Origin of the sequence: Tenacibaculum holothuriorum, assembly GCF_002120225.1 — a bacterium.
Lineage (GTDB): Bacteria > Bacteroidota > Bacteroidia > Flavobacteriales > Flavobacteriaceae > Polaribacter > Polaribacter holothuriorum.
This window is the reverse complement of sequence record NZ_LAPZ01000001.1, coordinates 1-26,923: the sequence shown is the minus strand read 5'-3', so window position 1 is coordinate 26,923 and position 26,923 is coordinate 1. Positions and strand designations below refer to the sequence as shown.

27 protein-coding genes are annotated in these 26,923 nt (G+C 30.7%); 19 read left to right on the top strand and 8 right to left on the bottom strand.

Features of this window, described 5'->3' with window-relative positions:
* The first annotated feature begins 178 nt into the window (after positions 1-178).
* On the top strand, positions 179-1,399 hold the full coding sequence (locus WH52_RS00130) for an Nramp family divalent metal transporter (protein WP_086028898.1): 1,221 nt from the start codon (positions 179-181) through the stop codon (positions 1,397-1,399).
* A gap of 38 nt (positions 1,400-1,437) precedes the next feature.
* A complete protein-coding gene (gene lipA / locus WH52_RS00125) occupies positions 1,438-2,307 on the top strand; it encodes a lipoyl synthase (RefSeq protein ID WP_086028897.1) in 870 nt (289 codons plus the stop codon).
* Positions 2,308-2,900: 593 nt separating this feature from the next.
* Here the strand turns inward: lipA and WH52_RS00120 are convergent.
* Positions 2,901-4,259, bottom strand: coding sequence for a pyridoxal-phosphate dependent enzyme (locus WH52_RS00120; protein WP_086028896.1), 1,359 nt, complete (start codon positions 4,257-4,259; stop codon positions 2,901-2,903).
* Positions 4,260-4,281: 22 nt separating this feature from the next.
* The gene (locus tag WH52_RS00115) at positions 4,282-5,517 is read right to left on the bottom strand and encodes an ABC transporter permease (RefSeq protein ID WP_086028895.1); all 1,236 of its coding nucleotides are present in this window, start codon (positions 5,515-5,517) and stop codon (positions 4,282-4,284) included.
* A 53-nt stretch (positions 5,518-5,570) separates the two neighbouring features.
* Here WH52_RS00115 and WH52_RS00110 point away from each other — a divergent pair, with 53 nt between their 5' ends.
* Positions 5,571-6,740 carry an exo-beta-N-acetylmuramidase NamZ family protein gene (locus WH52_RS00110; RefSeq protein WP_086028894.1) on the top strand — a complete coding sequence of 390 codons (1,170 nt, stop codon included), beginning with the start codon at positions 5,571-5,573 and terminating at the stop codon, positions 6,738-6,740.
* Positions 6,741-6,798: 58 nt separating this feature from the next.
* Here the strand turns inward: WH52_RS00110 and WH52_RS00105 are convergent, their stop codons facing one another.
* Positions 6,799-7,794 carry a PLP-dependent cysteine synthase family protein gene (locus WH52_RS00105; RefSeq protein WP_086028893.1) on the bottom strand — a complete coding sequence of 332 codons (996 nt, stop codon included), beginning with the start codon at positions 7,792-7,794 and terminating at the stop codon, positions 6,799-6,801.
* A gap of 98 nt (positions 7,795-7,892) precedes the next feature.
* Entirely contained in the window at positions 7,893-10,061 is a 2,169-nt protein-coding gene (locus WH52_RS00100; RefSeq protein ID WP_198938335.1) for a S9 family peptidase, read from the bottom strand.
* Positions 10,062-10,128: 67 nt separating this feature from the next.
* Between WH52_RS00100 and WH52_RS00095 the strand changes: the two genes are divergently transcribed.
* The 4 genes from WH52_RS00095 to WH52_RS00080 all read left to right on the top strand — a co-directional run bounded on the left by WH52_RS00095 (position 10,129) and on the right by WH52_RS00080 (position 14,204).
* Positions 10,129-10,452: a YbaB/EbfC family nucleoid-associated protein gene (locus tag WH52_RS00095; RefSeq protein ID WP_086028891.1), complete on the top strand. Its 324-nt coding sequence runs from the start codon at positions 10,129-10,131 to the stop codon at positions 10,450-10,452.
* Between the two features lie 9 nt (positions 10,453-10,461).
* Positions 10,462-10,761 carry a DUF2752 domain-containing protein gene (locus WH52_RS00090; protein ID WP_233131481.1) on the top strand — a complete coding sequence of 100 codons (300 nt, stop codon included), beginning with the start codon at positions 10,462-10,464 and terminating at the stop codon, positions 10,759-10,761.
* Positions 10,762-10,776: 15 nt separating this feature from the next.
* Positions 10,777-11,103 (top strand): CCC motif membrane protein, encoded by a 327-nt coding sequence (locus WH52_RS00085; RefSeq protein WP_086028890.1) that lies wholly within the window; start codon positions 10,777-10,779, stop codon positions 11,101-11,103.
* A 146-nt stretch (positions 11,104-11,249) separates the two neighbouring features.
* Positions 11,250-14,204, top strand: a complete 2,955-nt coding sequence (locus WH52_RS00080; protein WP_086028889.1) for a DEAD/DEAH box helicase — start codon at positions 11,250-11,252, stop codon at positions 14,202-14,204.
* Positions 14,205-14,263: 59 nt separating this feature from the next.
* Here WH52_RS00080 and rocD read toward each other — a convergent pair whose 3' ends face one another.
* The 3 genes from rocD to WH52_RS00065 form a co-directional block, all read right to left on the bottom strand.
* The gene (gene rocD / locus WH52_RS00075) at positions 14,264-15,508 is read right to left on the bottom strand and encodes an ornithine--oxo-acid transaminase (RefSeq protein WP_086028888.1); all 1,245 of its coding nucleotides are present in this window, start codon (positions 15,506-15,508) and stop codon (positions 14,264-14,266) included.
* A 141-nt stretch (positions 15,509-15,649) separates the two neighbouring features.
* Entirely contained in the window at positions 15,650-16,033 is a 384-nt protein-coding gene (locus WH52_RS00070) for a DUF6768 family protein (RefSeq protein WP_086028887.1), read from the bottom strand.
* 2 nt (positions 16,034-16,035) lie between these two features.
* A complete protein-coding gene (locus tag WH52_RS00065; RefSeq protein ID WP_086028886.1) occupies positions 16,036-16,593 on the bottom strand; it encodes an RNA polymerase sigma factor in 558 nt (185 codons plus the stop codon).
* 95 nt (positions 16,594-16,688) lie between these two features.
* Here WH52_RS00065 and WH52_RS00060 point away from each other — a divergent pair, with 95 nt between their 5' ends.
* The 10 genes from WH52_RS00060 to WH52_RS14840 all read left to right on the top strand — a co-directional run bounded on the left by WH52_RS00060 (position 16,689) and on the right by WH52_RS14840 (position 24,236).
* Positions 16,689-17,042: a hypothetical protein gene (locus tag WH52_RS00060; protein WP_086028885.1), complete on the top strand. Its 354-nt coding sequence runs from the start codon at positions 16,689-16,691 to the stop codon at positions 17,040-17,042.
* 138 nt (positions 17,043-17,180) lie between these two features.
* The gene (rlmD, locus tag WH52_RS00055) at positions 17,181-18,632 is read left to right on the top strand and encodes a 23S rRNA (uracil(1939)-C(5))-methyltransferase RlmD (RefSeq protein WP_086028884.1); all 1,452 of its coding nucleotides are present in this window, start codon (positions 17,181-17,183) and stop codon (positions 18,630-18,632) included.
* Positions 18,633-18,740: 108 nt separating this feature from the next.
* The gene (locus tag WH52_RS00050; protein WP_086028883.1) at positions 18,741-19,205 is read left to right on the top strand and encodes a DUF6452 family protein; all 465 of its coding nucleotides are present in this window, start codon (positions 18,741-18,743) and stop codon (positions 19,203-19,205) included.
* Positions 19,186-19,878, top strand: coding sequence for a DUF6048 family protein (locus WH52_RS00045; protein WP_086028882.1), 693 nt, complete (start codon positions 19,186-19,188; stop codon positions 19,876-19,878). Before WH52_RS00050 ends, WH52_RS00045 begins: the two co-directional genes overlap by 20 nt.
* Positions 19,879-19,938: 60 nt before the next feature.
* Positions 19,939-20,886 carry an isopenicillin N synthase family dioxygenase gene (locus WH52_RS00040; protein WP_086028881.1) on the top strand — a complete coding sequence of 316 codons (948 nt, stop codon included), beginning with the start codon at positions 19,939-19,941 and terminating at the stop codon, positions 20,884-20,886.
* Between the two features lie 2 nt (positions 20,887-20,888).
* Positions 20,889-21,212, top strand: coding sequence for a translation initiation factor (locus tag WH52_RS00035; protein WP_086028880.1), 324 nt, complete (start codon positions 20,889-20,891; stop codon positions 21,210-21,212).
* A gap of 165 nt (positions 21,213-21,377) precedes the next feature.
* Positions 21,378-22,322 (top strand): DUF1835 domain-containing protein, encoded by a 945-nt coding sequence (locus tag WH52_RS00030; protein WP_086028879.1) that lies wholly within the window; start codon positions 21,378-21,380, stop codon positions 22,320-22,322.
* Positions 22,323-23,192, top strand: coding sequence for a nucleoside phosphorylase (locus WH52_RS00025; RefSeq protein WP_086028878.1), 870 nt, complete (start codon positions 22,323-22,325; stop codon positions 23,190-23,192).
* A gap of 3 nt (positions 23,193-23,195) precedes the next feature.
* Positions 23,196-24,056 carry a substrate-binding domain-containing protein gene (locus WH52_RS00020; RefSeq protein ID WP_086028877.1) on the top strand — a complete coding sequence of 287 codons (861 nt, stop codon included), beginning with the start codon at positions 23,196-23,198 and terminating at the stop codon, positions 24,054-24,056.
* A 21-nt stretch (positions 24,057-24,077) separates the two neighbouring features.
* Positions 24,078-24,236 carry a hypothetical protein gene (locus WH52_RS14840; RefSeq protein WP_158091337.1) on the top strand — a complete coding sequence of 53 codons (159 nt, stop codon included), beginning with the start codon at positions 24,078-24,080 and terminating at the stop codon, positions 24,234-24,236.
* Positions 24,237-24,300: 64 nt separating this feature from the next.
* On the opposite strand, the gene WH52_RS00015 is transcribed toward WH52_RS14840, so the two are convergent.
* Entirely contained in the window at positions 24,301-24,942 is a 642-nt protein-coding gene (locus WH52_RS00015; protein WP_086028876.1) for a protein-L-isoaspartate(D-aspartate) O-methyltransferase, read from the bottom strand.
* Positions 24,943-25,083: 141 nt separating this feature from the next.
* On the opposite strand from WH52_RS00015, the gene WH52_RS00010 reads away from it, so the two are divergent.
* Together WH52_RS00010 and WH52_RS00005 are read left to right on the top strand one after the other, a co-directional pair.
* Positions 25,084-26,061 carry a Gfo/Idh/MocA family protein gene (locus WH52_RS00010; protein WP_086028875.1) on the top strand — a complete coding sequence of 326 codons (978 nt, stop codon included), beginning with the start codon at positions 25,084-25,086 and terminating at the stop codon, positions 26,059-26,061.
* A gap of 17 nt (positions 26,062-26,078) precedes the next feature.
* Positions 26,079-26,923 (top strand): 3-hydroxybutyryl-CoA dehydrogenase (locus WH52_RS00005; protein WP_086028874.1); only part of this gene is annotated, 845 nt, incomplete at its 3' end.

Sequence of the window (26,923 nt, the reverse complement as noted above, 5' to 3'; positions counted from 1 at the left end):
ATTACCACTTCATGCTGGCGGAAAATTCTATTATCAAAAACAATTAGTTTCTATATACAAGAAACAAAAAAGAACTCTTTCCTCTAAAAAGCAATTAAACAGTTTAAAATTTTCACTATTGAAAAAACTGAAAAATATAGATTATTTAAATTTTTAGTTTTTCAAAAAATCCCCTTTCATGAAAAAATCCATTTTTACTAGGCTTGGTCCTGGAATGTTGTTTGCTGGTGCAGCTATTGGTGTTTCTCACCTTGTTCAATCTACTCGTGCTGGTGCCGATTTTGGTTTTGGGTTATTATGGGCATTACTTCTTGTACATATATTTAAATATCCTTTTTTTCAATTTGGTCCAAGATATGCTTCAGCCACTGGCGAAACTTTATTAGACGGTTATAAAAAATTAGGCAAAGGTGTTTTAATAAGTTATTACATATTAAACTTTGCTACTATGTTTACTATACAAGCAGCAGTAACGATTGTCACTGCAAGTTTAGCTGCTCATTTATTTGGTCTTACAAACGATCTTGTAATTTGGTCTACAATAATTACAGTAATAAGCATTATTGTTTTAGGATTTGGCAAGTATAAATTTCTTGATAATTTTATGAAGTATATTATACTTATACTTACTATTAGCACCTTAATTGCAGTTAACGTAGCTTTATTTAGTACTGAAAAAGGATTCAGTTTTCAGCAAATAATACCTAATGGGTCTTTACAAATTACGTTTTTAATTGCCTTTTTAGGGTGGATGCCTGCTCCATTAGACATATCAATTTGGCATTCTTTATGGTCAGTAGAAAAAAGTAAAACTACTTTAGAAAAAATAAAACCTAAACAAGCTATTTTCGATTTTAATGTAGGTTATATAGGTACCTTATTTTTAGGAGTTTGTTTTGTTATGTTAGGTGCTTTAGTCATGTACAAATCTGGACGAACTTTTTCTAACCAAGGAACTGTTTTTGCTTCTCAACTTATAAAATTATATACTCAAAATTTAGGACAGTTTTCATATATAATAATTGGTGTAGCAGCTTTTACCACTATGTTTAGTACTACATTAACAGCTTTAGATGCCTCACCAAGAGCAATGACAAAAACTACGAACTTAATTTTTGATGGTAAGTTTAAAATTCCGTATTGGATATGGTTATTATTTATTGCTTCAGGAACCTATATTATCTTACAGTACTTTTTAGCAGATATGGGATTCTTAATTAAAATCGCTACTATTTTATCTTTTTTAACAGCTCCATTTTATGCTATTTTAAATTATATTTTAATCTCAGGAAAACACACTCCAGAAAAATACAGACCAGGAACTCCTCTTAAAATTTTAAGTATTGCTGGAATTGTATTTTTAATCGGATTTAGTATTTGGTACTTATTCAATTTATAAAGGTTTTCTTCGTAAATTTGCAATTCAATTTTTAGAGAATGGCAAACGAAACAGTGACACTTCCTGAAAGACAAAAGAAACCAAAATGGTTACGTGTTAAACTTCCTGTAGGAAAAAAGTATACCGAACTAAGAGGTTTAGTAGATAAATACAAGTTAAATACAATTTGTACAAGTGGTAGTTGTCCTAACATGGGAGAATGTTGGGGAGAAGGTACTGCTACCTTTATGATTTTAGGAAATATTTGTACACGTTCATGTGGATTTTGTGGTGTAAAAACCGGAAGACCAGAAACTGTAGAATGGGACGAACCAGAAAAGGTTGCTCGTTCAATCAAAATCATGAAAATTAAACATGCCGTTATTACTTCGGTAGATAGAGATGATTTAAAAGACGGAGGTTCTATTATTTGGGCAGAAACTGTACAAGCTATTCGTAGAGCGAATCCAAATACTACATTAGAAACATTAATTCCTGATTTTCAAGGAAATGAGAAATTGATTGATCGTATTATTGAAGTACATCCGGAAGTTGTTTCTCATAACATGGAAACTGTACGAAGATTAACTCGTGAAGTTCGTATACAAGCTAAATACGATAGAAGCTTAGGTGTTTTAAAGTATTTAAAAGAAAACGGAATGCGTACAAAATCTGGTTTAATGCTTGGTTTAGGTGAAACTGAAGAAGAAGTTATTGAAACTATGACCGACTTAAGAAATGTTGGATTAGACGTTTTAACCATTGGTCAATATTTACAACCTTCTAAAAAACATTTACCAGTTAAGCAATTTATAACGCCAGATCAATTCGAAAAATATAAGAAGATAGGAGAAGAAATGGGCTTTATGTATATAGAAAGTAGCGCTCTTGTACGTTCATCTTATAAAGCACATAAGCACGCAAGTTAACAAATCGTTTGATTTATTAAATATTTCTTAAAAAGAGACTATTTGTTATACATTTCTTAACGAAAGCTCTTTATGAAGTTAAAATATTGTGAATTCTTAAAACATCACATACAGTATATTAGGTTAATTCGTAATTTTGGCACAGAATTTGAAATCAATATTAGCGTAAAACAAAGTAATATTGTTTTCATTGTGTAAATTATTTGAATTAGTTGATTAACAGAAGCCCACTCAATTGAGTGGGCTTTTGAATTTTTATATAATACCGAAAAGTCAACTACTAACCTTCTCTTATTTATCTTAATTAATTATAATTAAAAAAGATAGATAATTATTAAAATAATGATAATAGATTAACCAATAAAATTATCATATCAATAGTTAAAATCTTTTAAATGTTAAATAAATATAAAAATCACATCTTTTTAACAAAATAACACTTAAAAATACACTTTGGCACGAAGCTTGTATTTAATAAAATGTGAAAGCAACGTAGTAAACTGTTTTCATTGTGTAAATTATTTGAATTAGTTGATTAACAAAAGCCCACTCGTTTGAGTGGGCTTTTGAATTTTTATATATGTAACTATAAATTAGATGGCACTAATAATATCATATTTAGTAATGATGTGATGTTTTCCATTTCCTAAATCTACCAATACAGCTTGATTTTCTTTAGTAATTAACTTAGAAACCTCATCAATAGAAGCGTCTAAACTTACTTCTGGATATTTAGCTCCCATCACATCTTTAATAGGTTTTTCAGCAATATTTTTGTCCTCTAAATAACTTCTTAATAAAGCCGATTCATCTACAGAACCTACAAATCCGTTAACATCTTTTACAGGAATTTGAGATATTTTAAAATCACGCATTCTTTCAATTGCATGTGATACTAATTCTTCTGTTTGAACAGTTACCAATGGCTTATCAACATGGCTTTTTATTAAATCTTCAGCAGTTGTTACCTCCTCTTCTAAGAATCCTCTATCACGCATCCAATCGTCATTAAACATTTTTCCTACATAACGACTTCCATGATCGTGGAATAAAACTACAACAACATCATCTTTCTTAAATTCATCTTTAAGTTGTAACAACCCTTTAATTGCAGAACCAGCAGAGTTTCCAACAAAAATTCCTTCCTCTTTAGCTATTTTTCTTGTATAAACTGCAGCATCTTTATCTGTTACTTTTGTAAATCCATCGATTAAAGAGAAATCAACATTCTTTGGTAAAATATCTTCACCAATTCCTTCTGTGATGTATGGATAAATTTCATTTTCATCGAAAATACCTGTCTCATGATATTTTTTGAAAACAGAACCATAGGTATCTACTCCCCAAATTTTAATATTTGGATTCTTTTCTTTTAAATACTTAGCAGTACCAGAGATAGTTCCTCCTGTACCTACTCCAACTACAAAGTGTGTAATCTTACCTTCAGTTTGCTCCCAAATTTCTGGTCCAGTTTGTTCATAATGAGCAGTAGCATTCGAAGGATTATCATATTGATTTACATACCACGAATTTGGAGTTTCTTCTCCTAACCTTTTAGATACTGAATAATATGAACGAGGATCATCTGGTTCAACGTTTGTAGGACAAACAACTACCTCTGCTCCTACTGCACGTAAAATATCCATCTTCTCTTTAGACTGCTTATCAGAAATCACAAAAATACATTTGTAACCTTTTACAATAGCTGCTAACGCTAATCCCATTCCTGTATTTCCTGAGGTACCTTCAATAATAGTTCCTCCTGGTTTTAAACGACCATCTGCTTCAGCATCTTCAATCATTTTTAAAGCCATTCTATCCTTAACAGAATTCCCTGGGTTAAAAGTTTCTACCTTAGCTAATACTAAAGCATCTACTTCTTTTGTTACTGAGTTTAATTTAACTAAAGGCGTATTTCCTATAGTCTCTAATATATTGTTTGCGTATTTCATGTTCTAAAATTGAGTTGCAAATTTAGGCAAATCGGATGGATTTTGATGGATGGATTTTTGTGATAATAAATGATGGAATAATTAGCATTACAAAACACATAATTAATGTGCCTATATTCAATAAAAACACTGCCCAAAAATTTAGTACTACTGGTACTGTACTTACATAATATGTTTTAGGATCTAAGGTAATTGGATTAAAAAAGTATTGAATTGCTAACAATAAAAAGGCTATCAAATTCCCGTATAACAAGCCTTTAAATATTAAATACGTCGCATTGTACAAGAATATTTTTCTAATTCCCCAGTTGTTACTTCCTAATGCTTTTAATATTCCTACCATTTGTACTCGCTCTAAAATTAGCACAAGTAAAGCTGTAATCATATTTATTCCTGCAATTATGATCATAATTATAATAATGAACCATACATTATTATCAAATAACTCTAACCAATCGAAAATTGCGGCGTTTTTATCTACTAAAGAAACACTTTCTAAAGTTGCTCCTATTTGACTATAAATTTCATCATTCTTTTCTTTAAGAGTATCAAAATCATCTAGTAAAATTTCAAAGCCTCCTACTTCATTTTCTTTCCAACCATTAATTCGTTGAACTTCTCTAATATCACCAATTACCATCGTTTTATCGAACTGTTCAAAACCTGTATCATAAATACCTACAATAATGGGTTTTCTCGATTTAAATTTAGATTTACTCTGTTCGGCATAAAACAACGCTTGAATAGTATCATTCAATTTTAAATTCAGTCTATTTGCTAATGATTGAGAAATAATGATTTCTTTATTTCTTGGTAAACTAAAATCTGGTAATCGACCTTCTACGAGATATTCTTTAAAAAATGAAAAATCATAATCATCAGCAACACCTTTTAATACAATTCCCTCAAAATCTGTTGGAGTACGAATAATTCCTCCTTTATTCGCATAAACTTGAACATTCTTTATACCATCTATTCCATTGAAACTTGGATAAAAGTCTTGATTCTTATCAATAGAAACCGTAGAAATATCTGAATTATTATTGTCGTAGTTTACAATTTGAATATGCCCTTTAAATCCAGCTATTTTATCACGTATTTTATGCTGAAAACCTAAAGTAGTAGCCACAGAAATTAGCATAATAGCAATTCCTAAAGCAATTGCTGTAATTGCAATTTTTATAATTGGAGATGATATACTATTTTTATATTCTTTGCCTGCAATAATTCGTTTGGCAATAAACAGCTCGTAATTCAAAAGTTATGATTTTAAACAATATCAAAAGTACATATTTATTCTTGTTTTTTTGCATGAGTTTGCATCTTGTTTCTTGCGCTCAAAAGACTAAAAAAGAAGTTTCTCAAACCAAAAAGATTGTTAAAACAATTAAAACTGGAGCAGATCAAACTCAACTTTATATTCCTTTATTAAAGAATAAAAACATTGCTGTAGTAGCAAATCAAACTTCAGTCATAAAAAATAAAAGTGGTAATTATACACACATAATTGACAGCTTACTTTCACGAAATGTAAAAATTAAAAAAGTTTTTTCTCCTGAACATGGTTTTCGTGGTAAAGAAGATGCTGGCGCACATGTAAATGACGGAGTAGATAGTAAAACTCAATTACCAATTCTTTCTTTACATGGAAAAAGTAAAAAGCCTTCTCAAGAACAGTTAAAGGGACTTGATTTAGTAGTTTTTGATATTCAAGATGTCGGTGCTCGTTTTTATACTTATATTTCAACATTACATTATATAATGGAAGCTTGTGCAGAAGCTAATATTCCTGTAATTGTTTTAGATAGACCCAACCCTAATGCTCATTATATTGATGGCCCCGTCTTAGAACCTAAACATCGAAGTTTTTTAGGAATGCATCCAGTTCCTGTTGTTTATGGAATGACTATTGGTGAATACGGACAAATGATTAATGGTGAAAAATGGTTAAAAGACAAAGTCAATTGTAATTTAACTGTTATTCCATTAGAGAATTACACACACAATTCTCAATATAGTTTAGCCATAAAACCTTCACCGAACTTACCAAATGATAAATCAATTAACTTATATCCTAGTTTAGGCTTTTTTGAAGGAACTACTATTAATGCCGGAAGAGGAACCGATATTCAGTTTCAAATTTATGGAGCACCATTTTTTGAAGAATCTGAATTTAGCTATACTCCAAAACCTAACGAAGGAGCTAAATATCCTAAGCATAAAAATGAACTATGCTACGGAAAAGACCTTAGAAAAACTAAACGTCTAGATTCAATAAATTTAGAATGGTTAATTGATGCTTACAACCAAACTCCTAAAACAGAAAGGTTCTTCGGAAAAACATTTACCATTCACGCTGGAACAAAAAAGTTACAGCAGCAAATAGAAAACCAGACTTCTATTAGTGATATTAGAAAAAGCTGGGAGAACGACTTAACTGAATTTAAAAAAGTTCGTAAGAAGTATTTGATATATCAATAATAAAAAATAAACCTCCTAATTTAATTTAGGAGGTTTATTTTTTAGAAAACATTATTTTTTACATAAACCCTTGTTCTCTCATCCAATCGTTAGAATAGATTTTATTCATATAACGAGAACCATGATCTGGGAAAATAGTAACTACTACACTATTTTCATCAAAATAACCTTTGTCTGCATATTGTTGTGTTGCTTGCATTACTGCTCCTGAAGTATACCCTGGGAAAATTCCCTCAGTCTTAACAATTTCTCTGGCTTTAAAGGCAGCATCTTTATCAGTTACTTTTTCGTAAACATCTATAACGTCAAAATCTGTAGCTGTTGGAATTAAATTTTTTCCTAATCCTTCAATCTTATATGGAGAAATTTCATTTTCATCAAACTCACCTGTTTCATGAAATTTTTTCAATACTGAACCTACAGCATCTACTCCTAATACTTTTATGTTCGGATTCTTTTCTTTTAAATATTTCCCTGTTCCAGAAATAGTTCCACCCGTTCCACTAGCTATAACAACATGTGTTACTTTTCCTTCAGTTTGTTCCCAAATTTCTGGTCCTGTACTATTGTAGTGAGCTTCAATATTTAGTTCGTTAAAATATTGATTAATGTATATAGATCCTGGATGCTCTTTATGTATACGTTTTGCAGTTTCATAATACGAACGAGGATCATCGGCAGCTACATTTGCAGGACAAACATGCACTTCTGCTCCCAATGATTTTAACATATCAATTTTATCTTGTGACGATTTATCACTCACAGACAAAATACATTTATACCCTTTAACAATACTTATCATTGCTAAAGAAAACCCAGTGTTACCCGATGTAGTTTCTACAATAGTATCTCCAGGTTTAATGATTCCTTTTTTCTCGGCATTTTCAATAATATATAAGGCAATTCTATCTTTTGCTGAATGACCAGGGTTAAAGGCTTCTACCTTTGCTAAATACCTTCCTGGTAAATCTTTAGTGATTTTTTGTAATTGAATCATTGGGGTTTGACCTACTAAATCTAAAATAGAATTTGTAATACCGGGGTGTCGTTTCATCATTGTAAATTAAAAAAGCGTCATTGCGAGAGTAAGAACGAATACTTTTCGTTGCTCTTGCAATGACGCTTACTCTTTTATCGAGCGCAAAAATATAATTATTTTTCTAACTTATCTTCTAACATTAATAAGAAGCTATATTCTTCGGCAGTTTCTTTTAAAGCATCGAACCTTCCTGATGCTCCTCCGTGACCAGCATCCATATTTGTATGTAAGAATAATAAATTATCGTCAGTTTTTAATTCACGTAATTTAGCTACCCATTTTGCTGGTTCCCAATACTGAACTTGACTATCGTGCAAACCAGTTGTTACCAACATATTTGGGTATTTCTTAGCTTTTACTTGATCGTATGGTGAATATGATTTAATATAATCGTAGTATTCTTTATCGTTTGGATTTCCCCATTCGTCATATTCCCCTGTTGTTAACGGAATACTATCATCTAACATTGTAGAAATAACATCTACAAATGGTACTGCTGCTATAATTCCGTTATACAATTCTGGATTCATATTAATGATAGCTCCCATTAATAAACCACCAGCAGAACCTCCCATGGCATATAAGTGTTCTGGAGATGTGTAGTTATTATCTATTAAATATTTAGAACAATCAATAAAATCGGTAAAAGTATTTTTCTTATTCAACATTTTACCGTCTTCATACCAATCGCGTCCTAAATATTGACTACCACGAATGTGCGCCAATGCAAAAACAAAACCTCTATCTAATAAACTTAATCGAGTTGTAGAGAATCCGTCGTTTACTGTATATCCGTAAGAACCATAAGCGTATTGTAAAATTGGAGTATTCTTATCAATCTTTGTGCCTTTATGATATACAATTGATAAGGCAATCTTTTTCCCGTCACGTGCAGGAACCCAAATACGCTTGCTTATGTAATTTTCTTTATTAAATTTTCCTCCTAAAACTTTTTGTTCTTTTTTGATTTCTTTTGATTTATCTTTCATATTGAAATCAATAACCGAACTAGGAGTTGTCATCGAATTATATGAATAACGAATAACATCGGTCTCAAACTCAGGATTAGAATAGACTCCTGCTGAATAAGTTTCTTCATCAAATGGTAAATAATAATCTTCTTTACCATCCCAACGTTTGATACGTATTTTACTTAATCCATCGTTTCTTTCTTCTAAAACTAAATAGTCTTTAAAAATTGAAAAGTCTTCAAATAAAGTATCTTCTCTGTGTGGAATTACATCTACCCAATTTTCTTTGGTAGTTTTATCCTCAGGAGTTTTCATTAACTTAAAATTCGTAGCATCATCTTTGTTTGTTTTGATATAAAAATGATCTCCGTAGTGAGCAATATCGTATTCTAAATCACGTTCACGTGGTTGAATAACTCTAAATTTTCCGTTAGGATTGTCTGCTTCTAAAACCTGATATTCTGTAGAAACAGTATTATAAGAACCAATTACTAAATACTTTTTCGATTTTGTTTTAGTAACAAAAGTTCCGAAAGTATCATCTTTTTCTTCATAAACTAATTCATCGTCAGCAGCATCAGTTCCTAAAACATGCTTGTATATTTGAGAACTACGAAGTGTTACAGGATCTTTTTTCGTATAGAACAACGTTTTATTATCATTCGCCCAAACAGAACCTCCTGTTGTATTATTTATTATATCTGAATAAATTTCACCCGTTTCTAAGTTCTTTATTTGAATATTGTACTGACGACGACTCACCGTATCAGTAGCAAAAGCTACTAATTTATTATCAGGAGTTACATTTAAACCTCCTAATTGGAAATATTCATGTCCTTTTGCTTCATCATTTACATTAAAAATGATTTCTTCTTCAGCTTCAAGGTTTCCTTTTTTACGGCTGTAAATAGGATATTGCTGTCCTTTTTCGTAACGTGTTATATAAAAATAACCGTTCTTTTTATAAGGCACACTTTCATCATCTTCTTTAATACGACCTTTCATTTCTTCGAATAAGTCTTCTTGAAACTTTTTCGTATGCTTGGTCTTATCATCATAATAAGCATTCTCTTCATTTAAGTAATCGTATACTTTTTGAGTTTGCTCATCTTTATCTTTTGCATTTTTTTGCTCATCGGTTAGTCGCATCCAAAAATAATTGTCTACCCTAACGTCTCCATGTTTCTCTAATTTTTTTGGTTGCTTTTCTGCAACAGGTGCTTTCGTCTCTAAGTCTTTCATCTTTTTGTCTTTACAAGCGGATGCAAAAATAAGACTTAAAACGAAAGTAGACATCAGTATTCTTTTCATTTTTAAGTTTGGTTTATATTTCTTGTGAAAATACTAAATTTGCTGTTAAAATAAATTTTAAGAAATTATGTTTGGAGATATTTCTGGAATGATGGGTAAACTACAAGAAGCCCAACAAAAAGTAGAAGAAACTAAGAAACGACTAGATACTGTTTTAATTGACGAATCGTCAGCTAATGGAGATTTAAAAATCACTGTAACTGCCAATAGAGAAATAAAAGCTATTTCTATAAATGAGTCTTTATTAGAAGACAATGAAGAGTTAGAAGATTATTTAATTTTAACATTGAATAAGGCTTTAAAAAGAGCTGGTGAGATTAACGAACAAGAATTAGCTTTAGCAGCTAAAGCAGGAATGCCAAATATTCCTGGAATGGATATGTTTAAATAAAATACAGCGATGTTTTTACTTACAAAAGTTGAAGATTACATGTTGCCTTGTTTAAATAAAAAACTCTTTGGAGTAGATTGTTTAGGCTGCGGTATACAAAGAGCATTATCTTTAATTTTTCACGGTGAATTTATTGCCGCTTTTAAAATGTATCCAGCCATATACACACTGTTAATTTTAGCTATTGTAGTAGTACTTAATTTCTTTTATAAACTAAAATACGCTCAAAAAATTATTGGTATATTGGCAGCTATTAACATTCTTATTATTATAATAAGTTATGTTATAAAAATGAATCAATTATTTTAAACTTTATAGAAAACTATGGAAAGACAAAAACTACCCAATTCAACCGGAATTTTAGTTTTAGGTATTTTATCAATTTTAACTTGCTGTTGTTACGGTTTTATTGGTTTAGCTTTAGGTATTGTTGCTTTAGTATTAGCAAAAAAAGCTACTGCTTTACATAATGAAAATCCAGACATGTATGACGGTATTGGTAATGTTAATGCTGGTAGAATTATGGCCATTATTGGTATTGTTTTAAGTGCATTGTACTTAATATTTGTTGTAGGAATGATTTTAATGTTTGGTTGGGATGCATTACAAGATCCAGAATTACTTAGAGAGCAATTAGAAAACATGCAATAAAAATTTTCTGAATAGAATTAACTTAAAGCGACTTTAATAAGTCGCTTTTTTATTATTTCAATTAAACTTATATTTCTTTAGTACTACAAATAAAAAAGAGTATTTTCGCTTGCTTTTGAAAAATTTCACAAAGGGTTTAGGGGAAAATGAATAACGAAAAAAATTGGTTACACTATTACAAAAGTAGTTTATTTGATAGTGAGAATTTAGCTATTGATATTAGCCGAATAAAAAACTTATTTCATCAAAAAAATTCTGATTTAAGTAATGCTTTACTCAATAGTAAAAATGCTAATGTATTATTAGATGCGGAAGAACGACGAATAAACCGTTTAAAAGGAATCACAAAAAAAGACAGTACTAATTGGCATAAAGTTACAGAAGCAGAAATTCTTATTGCGCCATTTCACTTAACCTATCAAACCGATAATCCTAAATTTAAACAACGAATCATTCATCCTTTTTGGGTAGCTGCAAAAGTAGATCGTTCAGGAAACTTAACTCCTCCCAAAGAATTATTCCCTTTGGTAGTAAGAAATTTCTTAGCACCTATCGCCGATGTTAAAAATGATTTTATTTTCTCTTCTATAGATACTGTAATCGACGCTCAAGATATTGAAATGCCAAGAGCAGATGAAGAAGAAAATATTGGTTGGGACGTGTATTGGGATTATATAAATGAAGTCTTTTTAGAAATAACAAAAACGAACCTAAACACCTATAAAACTGACAGATATACAACTCAGTTTGAATTAACCTATTTCGCTACCAGTGCTAAAATTTCAACTGCAAAAAGTATTCTTTTTGTCTATGATAATTTAATCAATGAAACCGAAAACACTCCCCTACTTTCAAAAATAATTACTCCAGTTAACCGAGATAATAGAGAAGCTATAACCAATAACGGATTTTTAAATTATAATCATTTGCATTTAGGACAAATGTCTAATGAGTTTCCGCTATCCATAACACAGCGAAAAACTTTACTTTCTTATTTAACTGCTGAAGAAAATGCAGTGATGGCTGTAAACGGACCTCCAGGAACTGGAAAAACAACACTTCTACAAAGTTTGGTTGCTACCGAATTTGTAAAAGCAGCGATAAAAGGTGAAGATGCTCCGGTAATTCTTGCTTGTTCTAACAACAATCAGGCAGTTACAAATATTATAGATAGTTTTATCAATTCTGAAAGTAGTTTAGAAGAATTATCTGAACGTTGGGTTCCCGATTTTCATGGATACGCCACCTATTTACCGTCTAGTTCTAAGAGTGAGAAAGCTTTAAAGAACATCAACTTTTTAAAAGGAAATTTATTTGGACATGAAGGAACTCTTTGCGATTTAGAAAACGAGCAATATCTTATTGAAGCTGAAAATTATTTTCTTCTAAAATTCAATACATACTTCAACCAAAATCTTCATACTTTGGAAGATGCTTGTAACCATTTACAGGAAGAGATTTTCAACATTGAAGATAAATTAATTGACAGCGTAGAGTTTCCGAGTAATTATTTAACTGCGATAAAACAGATTAATAAGCAGCTAAATAACGAAGCAGATTTTATTAAAAACTACTCGTTAGAAATCACCAAGCTTCAAGGTTGGCGTAATGAACTTACAGAGTTAAAAGCTTTGGAAAATAATCCAGATTTCTTAGAGAAAATAAAAAGTTATTTTTCATTTGAAACCTCTTCAGATAAAACTTTTAAAATTGATAAATCCACTGCTGAAGATAAGAAACAAGCCAGTAATTTTTTAAAGCAATTAATAAATCAAATAAATATTGCTTTACAAACCAATTTAAAACTAAAAAACTGGAAGTTTGAAAACAATATAAAAGGTTTCCCATCTACTTCTGAAGAAGAAATGTGGGAAAATGAATATCAAAAATTAGCATCCAACAAAATAGAACATAAATTTTATTATGATGAATTAGATGTTAATCTACGTCATAAAGCCTTTTTATTAGCAGTACACTATTGGGAGGCAAGGTGGATTCTTGAAACCACTGATGTTTTAGAAAATGAAACTGAAAAAGGTACAGGAGAACATATTATTAGAGCAAAATGGAAACGTAGAGCAATGTTAACTCCTTGTTTTGTAGCCACTTTTTATACGGCTCCCTCACATTTTGTATACAGTCAATTCCAAGGAGAAAATGAAGAAGGAAGACCAATATTTCAATACTTCCCGCTCTACAACTTCTTAGATTTATTAATTATTGATGAAGCAGGTCAAGTAACTCCTGAAGTCAGTATTCCTATGTTTGCTGTAGCTCAAAAAGCATTTGTTATTGGTGACTTAAAACAAATTGAACCTATTTGGTCTATTCCTCCAAAAATTGATATCGGAAACTTATCGAGTTCAGAAGTAATTCAAAATCCAAATGAATATGAATACTTAAAAAATATTGGATTCTTAGCTTCTAACGGAAGTATTATGAAAATGGCTCAAAATGCTTGCGAATATGTAACCACACTGCAAGATCAAAAAGAACAAGGATTAATTTTGTTAGAACACAGACGATGTAATGACGAAATTATTGGTTTTTGTAATGAATTAGCTTATAACGGAATTTTAAAACCTATGAAAGGAAAAGCTAAAGAAGATCAAATTTTTCCTTCTATGGCAGCATATCATGTAAATGGTGTAAGTGAACGAAAATACAACAGTCGTTGTAATATTAATGAAGTAAAAGCCATTACTACTTGGTTGCAGCAAAATAAGGAGCATATAAAAAATGCTTATAATGTTGAAGATATTGAAAGTGTATTGGGAATTATTACACCGTTTGCAAGTCAAAAAGGTGAGCTCTCTAAAGCTTTGAGTGAAGCTGGATATAAAATAAATGATATAAAACTAGGAACGGTTCATGCTTTACAAGGAGCCGAACGAAACATTATTTTATTCAGCTCTGTATATAGCAATGAAGATGAAGGCACTATGTTTTTCGACAAAGACAACAAACCGAACATGTTAAATGTTGCTGTTTCTAGGGCTAAAGATAGTTTCTTATTATTTGGCGACACTCGAATTTTAGATGAAACTCAAAATACACCATCTGGAGTTTTAAAGAAACATTTAGAGGTTTTTGAGATGTAAAAAATAAAAAAGGAGTGAATTAATTCACTCCTTTTTTATGCTGAAACTAAATCAGTTTATTATTTTTCGTATTCAGAAATTGTTCTTTTGATAATAGAAATACAATCTCTTAATTCTTCTTCGTTCATTACTAATGGTGGCGCAAAACGGATAATATTTCCATGTGTTGGTTTTGCTAATAATCCGTTATCACGTAAACTCATACAAATATTCCAAGCAGTATCACTTTCTTCTGAATCGTTAATTACTACTGCGTTTAATAATCCTTTACCACGAACTAAAGTAACCAAGTCGTTTTTCTCTGCAAACTTACCTAACTCTTCACGGAAAATTTTACCTAAACGCTCTGCATTTTCTGCTAATTTTTCTTCTTCTACTACCTCTAAAGCTGCTATAGCAACTGCTGCTGCAACTGGATTTCCTCCAAAAGTAGAACCATGATTTCCTGGTTTAATAACATTCATAATGTTATCGTTTGCTAAAACAGCAGATACAGGATACGCTCCTCCACTTAATGCTTTTCCTAAAATTAAAATATCTGGTTGAACATCTTCATGGTTTACTGCTAATAACTTACCAGTACGTGCGATACCAGTTTGTACTTCATCAGCAATAAATAATACATTATGCTTTTCACATAATGCTTTTGCTGCTGCTAAATATCCTTCAGAAGGAACATAAACTCCAGCTTCACCTTGAATAGGCTCCGCCATAAAACCAGCAACATTTTTATTGTTCTCTAAAGCTTCTTCAAGAGCTTTTAAGTTATCATATTCAATCTTAATGAATCCGTTTGTAAAAGGTCCAAAATTCTTACGAGCTACAGGATCGTTAGAGAAAGAAATAATGGTAGTTGTTCTTCCGTGGAAATTGTTTTTACACACAATAATTTGCGCTTCGTTTTCTTCAATTCCTTTTACTTCATAAGCCCATTTTCTACATAATTTTAATGCAGTTTCTACAGCTTCTGCTCCTGTGTTCATTGGTAACAACTTATCGAAACCAAAATACTCAGTTGCAAATTTTTCGTAACGTCCTAACATATCGTTGTAAAAAGCACGAGATGTTAAGGTTAAGTTTTGTGCTTGATTTACCATTGCTCCTACAATTTTAGGATGACAATGTCCTTGGTTTACTGCCGAATATGCTGAAAGGAAATCGTAATATTTTTTTCCTTCAACATCCCATACATACACACCCTCACCTTTACTTAACACCACTGGTAACGGGTGATAATTGTGAGCTCCATACTTGTCTTCTAAATCGATCGCTTGTTGCGAAGTTAATTGGTCTAAAACAGCCATTTTAAATAATTTTTAATTAATAAAAAAACTATTCCTGTTCTACCTTTATCCTTTCGAAAAGTTCCGAAAATTCAGCGTGGGAAAGAAATCATCCCTAAAAAAGAGCTGCAATTTACTAAATATATAAATGGAGAAAAAATCTTATTCAGACATTTTTCCTGAAAGAGAAGACACTTGTAACTCTAATCGTTTTATTTCTCTTAATAATGCTTTCTTATCCATTTGCATCCAAGTGTAAAACTTCAGCATCGAAGAAGCCATTAAACTTAGTGAACCAAAAATTCCCCATCGAATTAATTCATTAGTTTCATTAGTATTAAAAAATTGAATAGCGCAATAAATAAACAATACAAACCATAGTAGTTGAACTATACTAATAACAATATTTATCCAACTGTTTTTTCCTTTAAAAATACCGAACATCATTTGCCAAATGTTTTGTTCTTCTAATTCATCATAAAACTTCGCTTCTTCTTCAGTTAATGTTTCTTTAATTAATTTGTCTATGTCTTCTATACTATTCATCTCTATTTATGTTTTAAAATTGATTTTAATTCTTCACGCGCATTAAACAATCTCGATTTTGCTGTTCCTACTGAAATATGAAGTAGGCTACTAATCTCTTTTAAGGAATATTCGTTTAAGTAAAATAATTCAATTACAACTCTTTGTTTATTAGGTAAAGACTGAATTGCTTTTTTCAATCTCTTTTTTAACACAATGTTTGAATTTGTTTCTTCTTCTTCTTCAAAATCAGAATTATAAACACTTAACTCTTTTTTATACTTTTCAAGGTTTTTGTTTCTTCTATTAACCTTTCTTAAGTAATCAATAGACTTACTTTTTACGATTTGTAAAGCCCAACTCTTGAATTTATTAGAGTTTTGAAGTGATTCAATCTTATTTAAAATCACTTTCCAACTCTCTTGTGCTATATCTTTTGCAATGAATTTATCTTTAACAATTATAAAAGCTACTTTACAAAAAATTATATGCCATCTTTTTACAAGAATTGTTATCACTTTTTTATTTCCTCTTTTATAACTTTCTATAAGTTCAGAATCAGTTAATTTTTCTTCTTCCATTGATATTGATTACACTTATAAGACGAAAAAGTCCTTTAAAGGTTCATTCTCATTTTTTTTTTAGATTTGCCAAAGTTTAACTTAAAATCAAAAAAATGAACCTCTTAAAAAAAATTTCACTAGTTGTATTTACATTAGTCTCTCTAACATTTTATAATTGTTCAGGATGTGATAATGAAAACCCTACAGTAAAAGTTACAAATTCTGGTACTGAAGAAGTTAGTATTCAAGTAAAAACTTCAGGCGGAAATACAGAAAACTTAAACAATGTAGCTCCTGGTAACTCTTCTGCTCCTAGAAGTTTTGCTCCTGGTGAAATTACTTATACTATTGTTCTTAAGGATAAAACTGAATTAGTTGAAAAAGTTACTGTTGGTTATTGCGCTGATTACACTGTAACTATTGATAAAGATAATAAGATTACAACTTCATCTGTTGAACGAGACTAACTATCTTAACTATTTTAAGATTTATTTACAAAGAGCTGATTTAAAATCAGCTCTTTCTTTTTTATAGAATCTTCTATTACTATTAATAAACAATATCTTTTTCCTAATTTTGCACGTTGAAAAATTTCAAATTAGAATATGCCACGAAGAGAACGCAACAAATTTGTTAAGAGAGGACAAGTAATTGAAATTCTTATTGAAGATTATGCTTTTGGAGGTAAAGGTATTGGTCGAATTCGCTCAGAAGAAGGTGAGTTTGTAGTTTTTGTACCTAACACACTTCCAGGTCAATTGGTTAAAGCTCGTATCGATAAATCGAAGAAAAAATATGCTGAGGCTAAGTTATTAGAAGTACTAAAAGATTCTGAAGACGAAACTACTTCTCCATATCAACAAATTCCTGGAGCTCCATACATAAAACTTCCTATTGAAAAACAACACGAATACAAGTACAGTAGTACTATGGACTTGTTTAAGAAAATAGGAAAAGTAGAAAATATAGAAGATTATTTTGATGAATTTGTAAGCTCTCCTAATGTTTTCCATTATAGAAATAAAATGGAATATAGTTTCTCTGCAATTGGATACGACAACGAGGAAAAAACCGATGTTGACGAGTTCACCTTAGGTTTTAAACGTAGAGGAACTTGGTGGATTGGCGAAAACTTAAATAAAGATAGTGGGTTATTCGATGAAGAGTTTGAAAATAGTTTAGCTAAAATTCGTGAATACTGTGAGGATACAAAGTTAGCGCCTTGGCATGCTCCAAGACGAGAAGGATTCTTCCGTTATTTTGTAATTAGAAAATCGTACAAAACAGACGAATTATTATTCAATTTAGTAACCACTTCTTACGATTTACCGAAATTCAATTTACAAAAATTCGCCAACTTCTTAGTTGAATTATTTGGTGATAGAGTTGCTGGTTTATTACACACAATAAACGATGAAACTGGAGACAGGACAATTGCTACAACAGGCAGTATTGATTTAGTATATGGTAAAAACAAAATCGTAGAAGAACTTTTAGGATTAAACTTTGAAATTAGTATGAAAAGCTTCTTTCAAACAAATCCTAAATCTGCCGAAAAACTATATACAAAAGTTGTCGATTACGCTTTAGAAAACAAAGAAGCTGTAGACAATACTGTTGTTATGGATTTATTCTGTGGTACAGGTACTATTGGTCAAATTATAGCTTCAAAAGCAAACAACACCAAAATTGTTGGGGTAGATATTGTTGCTTCTGCAATTAAAGATGCTAAAGAAAATGCAAAACGAAATAATATTACGGGTGTAGATTTTTATGCGGCAGATGTAGGAAAATTCTTATACCAACATCCACAGTACAAAAACAAAATAAGAACTATAATATTAGATCCTGCTCGTGCAGGAATTGCTCCAAAAACATTGAAGAAAATCATTCAATTAAATGCAGATAGAATGGTGTACGTTTCATGTAATCCTGCCACACAAGCAAGAGATACTGAGCAACTTCATGAAGCGGGGTATCAAATTAAAAAAATTAGTTTAGTTGATCAATTTCCACATACATCTCATATAGAAACTGTAGTATTATTTGAAAAATAAAATGAATCCAGCTTAGTATAGCTGGATTTTTTCTTTCTATAAAAGTTAAACTCCTAACTTCAATTCACAATAATTCTTACATTTGGTCATTATTCATTAAAAACAACAATGAAAAAAACATTTTTAATTACTTTAATAGCGTTAACAGCTATTTTATCATCTTGTGAGAAAGATGATTTTTGTACAAACAGTAATCCTACACCTAGATTAATACTTACTTTTTACGATTATGATAATGTAAGTACTATAAAAAAAGTAGATTCCCTTTCTGTTTGGGCTCCAGGTAAAGACAGTATCTATAGAATTCAAAGTCAAGTAGATTCAATTGCATTACCTTTAAATACTACTACAAACGAAACCGTTTATAATTTCTCTCAAGGAAGATTAAATACAGGTACTATTACTATAAAATATAAAGCAGAATTAGATTTTGTTTCTCGTTCTTGTGGTTTTAGATACATTTTTAATAATATAACATTAACCAAAAATGTTAGTTGGATAGACAGCTTATCTACTAAAGAAATTTCAGTAATAAACAATCAAACCAATGCACATGTTAAAATATTTCACTAGTATATTTTTATTTATTACCGTGGTTGCTTTTTCTCAAAATAAAAATACTGAAGTAGAAAAAGACACTATTACCTATAAAACAGCTTATGGTATTAGAGTGGGTTTAGACATTAGCAAACCAGCACTTTCTATTATCGATAAAAGTTATAGCGGATTAGAAATTGTTGGAGATTATCGTATATCTAAAAACTGGTATTTAGCTGCAGAATTAGGGTATGAAGATGAAAAAACATTTGAAGATTTTATTACCTCTACTTCATCAGGAAGTTATATTCGATTAGGAGTTAATTACAACGCCTACGAAAATTGGTTAGATATGAATAATGAAATCTATGTAGGTATGCGTTATGGTTTTGCTCTATTTGACCACACGCTAAATTCAATACAGCCAAATACAGCCAATACATATTTTCCTGTAAATAGCATTACAACTCCAGTAATAGAAACTGGTTTAACTGCTCATTGGACTGAATTACAATTAGGTATAAAAGCTGAAACCTTTAAAAATTTATTTATTGGCTTTAGTTTCGCTTACAAAATTGCTATCAGCGTAGACGACCAAACTAATTTCAAAACCCTTTATGCTCCTGGTTTTAATAGGGTGTTTGAAAGTAGTACAGGATTTGGATTTAACTACACTATTTCGTACTTAATCCCAATTGTTAATAAGTAATTTTCTTTATCCCTCTAGTTTTTAATACCTTTACAGTCGATTTAAAAAAAGTTATTAACAATGAGTAAAGTACCAAGTGTAAATTTAGCTGACTTTTTATCTGGAGATGAAAACAGAAAGCAAAAATTCATAAATGAAATAGGAAGTGCATATGAAACAATAGGTTTTGTTGCTTTAAAAGGACATTTCTTAGATGATCAGCTAGTTGATGATTTATATTCTGAAATAAAAAACTTTTTCGAATTACCTGTAGATGTAAAGCAGAAATATGAAATTCCAGGAATTGGAGGGCAAAGAGGTTATGTTTCTTTCGGTAAAGAAAGTGCAAAAGGAAAGAAGGAAGGAGATTTAAAAGAATTTTGGCACTTTGGTCAATATGTAGAGAACGATCCTAAGTTAGAAGCTGAGTATCCTGCTAATGTAGAGGTTGAAGAGTTACCTAAATTTAATGAAGTAGGTAAGAAAACTTACCAAATGTTAGAAAAAACTGCTAAATACGTTTTACGTGCCTTAGCATTGCATTTAGGTTTAGAAGAAACTTATTTCGATCAATACATTAAGAACGGAAATAGTATTTTACGTCCTATTCACTACCCTCCTATTCAAGAAGAACCTAAAGGAGCTGTAAGAGCAGCTGCTCATGGTGATATTAACTTAATTACTTTGTTAATGGGAGCTCATGGTAGAGGATTACAAGTACAAGATCATGATGGAGAATGGCATGATGCAATTGCACAACCAGATGAATTAATGATTAATGTAGGTGATATGTTATCTCGTCATAGTAACAATAAATTAAAATCTACAATTCACCGAGTTGTAAATCCACCAAAAGAATTATGGGGAACTTCTCGTTATTCCATTCCATTCTTTATGCACCCAATTTCTGACATGAAATTAGATGTATTAGAAAATTGTATTGATGAAAACAACCCTAAACAATTTGAAGATATTACTGCTGGTGATTTCTTAAACGAGCGTTTACGTGAGTTAGGATTAATTAAGTAAAAATGGATTTACAAGATCAATTAAAAAATCTATTTCCAGATCATCAATTTGAAGAAAAGGTTGAAGAAAAAAAGTCTGACATTTGGTTACAAGACGAACCTCTGCTTTGCAAATACGAAAAACGCAAAGGAAAACCAATTACTATAATTGATGGTTATAATGGAGCTACAAAAGATTTTAAACTTCTTGCTAAACAAATAAAGTCTCAACTTAGTGTTGGTGGAAGTTTTAAAGATGATACTATTATTATTCAAGGTGATTACCGAGATAAAATAATGAAAATCTTAAAAGATAAAGGCTTTAACGTAAAACGCGTTGGAGGTTAAAAAAGATGCTGGAAGTTTCCAGCATCTTTTTATGTTTTAATACCAAATAAAGCGTTAATATTAACTACTAAAACGTTAAAAACCAAAACATAAACAATAATCAGTTATTTTTAACGTTACAATCTGTAAAACTTTAAAATGTAAAACCTTAAACTCCCCAAAGAAATGAACACTTCTTTACTTCATATCACTAATGGTGATAGTACCACTCAAAGACTACAAAAATTAAATTATAAAGGTGAAATAATTACATGGAGAGAGATGTTGTGCGAGGGAAAAACTACCATAGATGTGGGTAGTGAAACTTTTTGGAAAAACCGATTCGATTTTTTTAAATCTTCCTATAAAGTAACCAAAAAGAAGTTTATAGATTTTACAGTAAAAGAATACCGTAATTTATGCAACCAAAAATCACAAGACGAAATTGTATTGTGGTTTGAGTACGATTTATTTTGTCAAATTAACATGCTTGCAGTTATAAGTTGGCTAAAACGTTATAGAGATAATAGAAAAATATCTTTGGTTTGTAGCGGTCAAATTCAAAATGAAGAAAAACTTTTTGCTCTAAACGAATTAAGTGACATTCAACTTAAAAATCACTTTAAGAACAGAGTTGAATTAAGTCAAGACGATATTGAATATGCCGATTATATATGGCAATTATATTGTTCAGATAGTCCATTAAGATTAGAAACTGTGTATAATTTAAACCCAAATTCTCCTTTTAAATATTTAGAAGAAGCAATAAAAGCACATTTATTACGCTTTCCTTCAATTGAAAACGGTTTAAATTCAATAGAAAATACAATTTTAAAAACTGCTAAAGAAAATTCATTTACTTCAAAAGAAAAATTAGTTGGTCATTTATTAGCTAATCAAGAAGTTTATGGCTTTGGTGATATGCAATACTTCAATAAAGTTGAACAGTTAAAAAAATTGTTTACTTCATTTAACCCCGTAAAGCTCAGTAAAACTGGTAAAAAAGTACTTTATAATCAAATGAATTATTATTCAAAAATTCGTTCTGATTTTTCGTATCTTGGCGGCGCTAAAAAATACAGCTACCTTTATGTAAATTCTACAAACAAGCTGTTAAAAATTACATCATAAATGAGTATAAAACATTCTGAGTTAATCTTAAATCCAGATGGTAGTATTTATCACTTGAATTTAAGACCAGAACACATCGCTACCGATATTATTTTTGTAGGCGATCAATATAGAGTAGATAAAGTAACTAAACATTTCGATACCATTGAATTCACAACTCAAAAACGTGAATTTAAAACTACTACTGGTACTTATAAAGGGAAACGATTAACTGTAATTTCTACAGGTATTGGTCCTGATAATATTGATATTGTCTTAAACGAATTAGACGCTTTAGTAAATATCGATTTAGAAACAAGACAAGTTAAAGAAAAACATACCCAACTTAATATTACTAGAATAGGAACCTCAGGTTCTTTACAAGCAGACATTCCTGTAAATAGCTTTTTGTTAAGCTCACATTCTATCGACTTAAATGGTATGTTATTATCGTATCAAGTTGAAGAAATAGCACATCAAGAAATTGAAGAAGCCTTCATCAAACACACAAATTGGAGTAAGAGAAAATCATATCCTTTAGTAATTGCTAACGGAAAATCTTTAGAAGAAAGATTACTTTCTGAAAAAGTATTTACAGGTATGACTGCTACTGCAGGAGGTTTTTATGGACCTCAAGGTAGAGTGTTAAGACTTCCGCTTCAAGATGCAGAATTAAATAATAAAATAGATAGTTTTAACCATAACGGAATACGAGTTACCAATTTAGAAATGGAAACTTCAGCTATCTATGGTCTTTCAAAATTACTAGGTCACAATGCAGCTTCTATAAATGCATTAATTGCAAATAGAGCTAACGGAACTTTTAGTGAAGATCCGGGTAAAGTAGTAGCTGACTTAATTATATATACGCTAGATAAATTAGCCGAATAATATATGGTTAACTTAAAAGTTGGTGGTGTACCAGAGCATTTTAATTATCCTTGGTATATTACCTTAAAAAATAAAGAATATACAAAAGAAGGTATTAATCTTCGTTGGACAGATTATCCTGGAGGAACAGGACAAATGTGTAAAGCATTACGTTCTGGCGAAGTTGATATTGCTATAGTTCTTACTGAAGGAATTATTAAAGATATTATTAATGGTAATCCTTCTAAAATAATTCAAACCTATGTCAAAAGTCCTTTAATTTGGGGGATTCATGTAGGAGCAAAATCTAAATTTCAAAAAATTGACGATTTAGAGCATGCAACTGTAGCCATAAGTCGTTTTGGTTCTGGCTCTCATCTAATGGCAATTGTAAACGCACATAATAATGGTTGGGATGTAGACAAATTAAATTTTAAAGTAGTTGGTAATTTACAAGGAGGAATTGATGCTCTTACAAATGGAGATGCCGATTACTTTATGTGGGAACATTTTACAACCAAACCATTGGTAGACAATGGAACTTTTAGACGATTGGGAGATTGTCCTACACCATGGCCATGTTTTGTAGTTGCTGTTAGAAATGAAGTTTTAGAAAATAATTTAGAAGAGGTTAAAACGGTTTTAAATATTATTAATAATTGTACTAAAGACTTTAAAAATTTTGACAATATTGATGAAATTTTAGCGAAACGTTACGAGCAACAGTTACATGACATTCAACAATGGTTGTCAATTACCGAATGGAATGATGGAAAACCTCTCAGTAAGAATTTAGTTACCAGAATACAAAATAAAATGGTAAACTTTAACGTTATAGAAAAAAAGGAAAATTCTGGTGAATTAATTAGAAATCTATATCTTTGAGATTGATAAAAGTATTTAAAAATGAAAAAAGTAGTATTTATTGCAATTTGTACTGTTAGTTTAATCGGTTTTTCCTCTTGCGGTAGTACTAGTCCTTGTGGATTAGCAAAAAACCAACAAACCAAACAAAAGCAACATCAACAACAAGAAGTATTAGTTGCTGAAGCTAATGCTGAGTAGTTGACAATTCTTTATTCAAATTCAATAAATCCGCTTTTTTAGGCGGATTTTTTTTATTTACCAACTAGTTCTTCTTCTCCAACATCGGTACAAACTTAAAATCTCCCAGTTCATGCTTTTCAAATTCTAATGGAGATCTTCTAATAAACAAAGTCATCACTTGTTCTTTATCACCAACAGGTATCAATAACTTTCCTCCTACTTTTACTTGTGCCAATAACGGTTTGGGCACGTATGGAGCACCAGCAGTAACAATAATTTTATCAAACGGAGCTTGTTCTGGTAAACCTTTATAACCATCACCAAAAATAAATCGCTTAGGTTTATAGCCTAACTTTGGTAAAAACATAGAGGTTTTTTTGAATAACTCATGCTGCCTTTCAATAGAATAAACTTCTGCTTTCAACTCTAATAATACTGCTGTTTGATATCCAGAACCTGTACCAATCTCTAACACTTTTTCTCCAGGTACAACCTCCAAAGTTTGAGATTGAAAAGCAACAGTAAAAGGATGAGAAATTGTTTGCTCTGCAGCAATAGGAAAAGCTTTGTCTTGGTATGCGTGAGACTCAAAACTACTATCAATAAGCAAGTGTCTTGGAATTTTTCGAATAGCATTCAATACATTTTCATCACTAATTCCCTTAGCTTTTAAAACGTTTGCTAACTGATTTCTAAGTCCTTGATGTTTGGTTGTATCTCTCACTAATTCTAATATTTCAGCTCGCTAAAAGTAGTAATAATTGCGAAAAAAAGTAGATAAAAGTGTATATTTGTTAGCGTTCATTTTAGGTGAATATTAGAATAAACTTCACCCAATAAACAAATAACTAATAATCTTTCACTTATGTTAAAAGCTGGAGTTTTAGGAGCTGGTCATTTAGGAAAAATTCACTTGCGCCTTTTACAACAATCAGAAAAATACGAATTAGTTGGTTTTTATGATCCTTTTACTGAAAATGCAACCAAAGTTGCTAATGAATTTGGATATAAATTATTTAATTCTGTTGAAGAATTAATTGATGCTGTAGATATGGTTGATATTGTTACGCCAACATTATCTCATTTCGAATGTGCAAAACAAGCTATAGAAAAAGGAAAACATATTTTTATAGAAAAGCCAATAACCAATACTTTACAAGAAGCTGAGGCTATACGCACATTAGCAAGCCAAAACCATATCAGAGGGCAAGTTGGTCATGTAGAACGTTTCAATCCTGCTTTTAAAGCTGTCAAAGATTTAATCGATTCTCCAATGTTTATCGAAACACATCGTTTAGCTGAATTTAATCCAAGAGGAACAGATGTTCCAGTAGTATTAGATTTAATGATTCACGATATAGACATCATTCTTTCTGTAGTAAAGTCTAAAGTAAAAAGTGTACATGCCAGTGGAGTTTCTGTAGTTTCTGAAACACCAGATATTGCCAATGCCCGTATTGAATTTGAAAACGGATGTGTTGCTAACTTAACATCAAGTAGAATTTCTATGAAGAACATGCGTAAATCACGTTTCTTCCAAAAAGATGCATATATTTCTGTTGATTTCTTAGAAAAGAAAACTGAAGTTGTTAAAATGAAAGACGCTCCAGAAACACCAGATGAATTTGCAATGATTTTACAAAATGCCGAAGGATTAAAAAAACAAATCTATTTTGAAAATCCTAAAATAGAGCCTAATAATGCTATTTTAGATGAACTTGAGTCATTTGCTGAAGCAATTCAGAATAATACTACTCCTATAGTTTCTTTAACTCAAGGAACCGAAGCTTTACGAGTAGCTCATCAAATAATAGATTGCTTTAAATCTCAAAATAAACAATAAAACTCACAACAATACATATGAAAAATATAGCTGTAATTGGAGCTGGTACAATGGGTAACGGTATTGCTCATACTTTTGCTCAATTCGGATACAATGTTCAATTAATTGATATATCAGAAAAATCTTTAGAAAAAGGATTAGCTACTATTTCTAAAAATTTAGATAGAATGGTTGCTAAAGAAAAGATTTCTGAAGCAGATAAAGAACAAACCTTAAATAACATAACTACATATACTTCAATAAAAGAAGGCGTACAATATGCCAGCTTAGTAGTAGAAGCTGCTACTGAAAATATAGATTTAAAACTTAAAATCTTTAAAGAATTAGATGAAGTTTGTCCAGAAGATACAATCTTAGCTACAAATACTTCTTCTATTTCCATAACTCAAATTGCAGCAGTAACAAATAGACCGGAAAAGGTAATAGGAATGCATTTTATGAATCCTGTTCCAATTATGAAATTAGTCGAAATCATTAGAGGATATAATACTTCTGATGAAGTAAATGATTTTATTGTCGATTTAACTTCAAAGATTAAAAAAGTACCTGTTGAAGTAAATGACTACCCAGGTTTCGTAGCAAATCGTATTTTAATGCCAATGATTAATGAGTCTATTGAAACATTATACAACGGTGTTGCCGGAGTTAAAGAAATTGATACAGTAATGAAATTAGGTATGGCACATCCAATGGGACCATTACAATTAGCAGACTTTATTGGTTTAGATGTTTGTTTATCCATACTAAATGTAATGTATGAAGGCTTTAAAAACCCAAAGTATGCACCATGTCCATTATTAGTAAATATGGTAACAGCAGGTAAGTTAGGGATTAAATCTGGTGAAGGATTTTACGATTACTC

Excerpts from the sequence above, each read along its gene's own strand:
- WH52_RS00130 (WP_086028898.1), top strand. The coding sequence starts at position 179 with ATGAAAAAATCCATTTTTACTAGGCTTGGTCCTGGAATGTTGTTTGCT.
- lipA (WP_086028897.1), top strand. The coding sequence starts at position 1,438 with ATGGCAAACGAAACAGTGACACTTCCTGAAAGACAAAAGAAACCAAAA.
- WH52_RS00120 (WP_086028896.1), bottom strand. The coding sequence starts at position 4,259 with ATGAAATACGCAAACAATATATTAGAGACTATAGGAAATACGCCTTTA.
- WH52_RS00110 (WP_086028894.1), top strand. The coding sequence starts at position 5,571 with ATGAGTTTGCATCTTGTTTCTTGCGCTCAAAAGACTAAAAAAGAAGTT.
- WH52_RS00105 (WP_086028893.1), bottom strand. The coding sequence starts at position 7,794 with ATGAAACGACACCCCGGTATTACAAATTCTATTTTAGATTTAGTAGGT.
- WH52_RS00100 (WP_198938335.1), bottom strand. The coding sequence starts at position 10,061 with ATGAAAAGAATACTGATGTCTACTTTCGTTTTAAGTCTTATTTTTGCA.
- WH52_RS00095 (WP_086028891.1), top strand. The coding sequence starts at position 10,129 with ATGTTTGGAGATATTTCTGGAATGATGGGTAAACTACAAGAAGCCCAA.
- WH52_RS00090 (WP_233131481.1), top strand. The coding sequence starts at position 10,462 with ATGTTTTTACTTACAAAAGTTGAAGATTACATGTTGCCTTGTTTAAAT.
- WH52_RS00085 (WP_086028890.1), top strand. The coding sequence starts at position 10,777 with ATGGAAAGACAAAAACTACCCAATTCAACCGGAATTTTAGTTTTAGGT.
- WH52_RS00080 (WP_086028889.1), top strand. The coding sequence starts at position 11,250 with ATGAATAACGAAAAAAATTGGTTACACTATTACAAAAGTAGTTTATTT.
- rocD (WP_086028888.1), bottom strand. The coding sequence starts at position 15,508 with ATGGCTGTTTTAGACCAATTAACTTCGCAACAAGCGATCGATTTAGAA.
- WH52_RS00070 (WP_086028887.1), bottom strand. The coding sequence starts at position 16,033 with ATGAATAGTATAGAAGACATAGACAAATTAATTAAAGAAACATTAACT.
- WH52_RS00065 (WP_086028886.1), bottom strand. The coding sequence starts at position 16,593 with ATGGAAGAAGAAAAATTAACTGATTCTGAACTTATAGAAAGTTATAAA.
- WH52_RS00060 (WP_086028885.1), top strand. The coding sequence starts at position 16,689 with ATGAACCTCTTAAAAAAAATTTCACTAGTTGTATTTACATTAGTCTCT.
- rlmD (WP_086028884.1), top strand. The coding sequence starts at position 17,181 with ATGCCACGAAGAGAACGCAACAAATTTGTTAAGAGAGGACAAGTAATT.
- WH52_RS00050 (WP_086028883.1), top strand. The coding sequence starts at position 18,741 with ATGAAAAAAACATTTTTAATTACTTTAATAGCGTTAACAGCTATTTTA.
- WH52_RS00045 (WP_086028882.1), top strand. The coding sequence starts at position 19,186 with ATGTTAAAATATTTCACTAGTATATTTTTATTTATTACCGTGGTTGCT.
- WH52_RS00040 (WP_086028881.1), top strand. The coding sequence starts at position 19,939 with ATGAGTAAAGTACCAAGTGTAAATTTAGCTGACTTTTTATCTGGAGAT.
- WH52_RS00035 (WP_086028880.1), top strand. The coding sequence starts at position 20,889 with ATGGATTTACAAGATCAATTAAAAAATCTATTTCCAGATCATCAATTT.
- WH52_RS00030 (WP_086028879.1), top strand. The coding sequence starts at position 21,378 with ATGAACACTTCTTTACTTCATATCACTAATGGTGATAGTACCACTCAA.
- WH52_RS00025 (WP_086028878.1), top strand. The coding sequence starts at position 22,323 with ATGAGTATAAAACATTCTGAGTTAATCTTAAATCCAGATGGTAGTATT.
- WH52_RS00020 (WP_086028877.1), top strand. The coding sequence starts at position 23,196 with ATGGTTAACTTAAAAGTTGGTGGTGTACCAGAGCATTTTAATTATCCT.
- WH52_RS14840 (WP_158091337.1), top strand. The coding sequence starts at position 24,078 with ATGAAAAAAGTAGTATTTATTGCAATTTGTACTGTTAGTTTAATCGGT.
- WH52_RS00010 (WP_086028875.1), top strand. The coding sequence starts at position 25,084 with ATGTTAAAAGCTGGAGTTTTAGGAGCTGGTCATTTAGGAAAAATTCAC.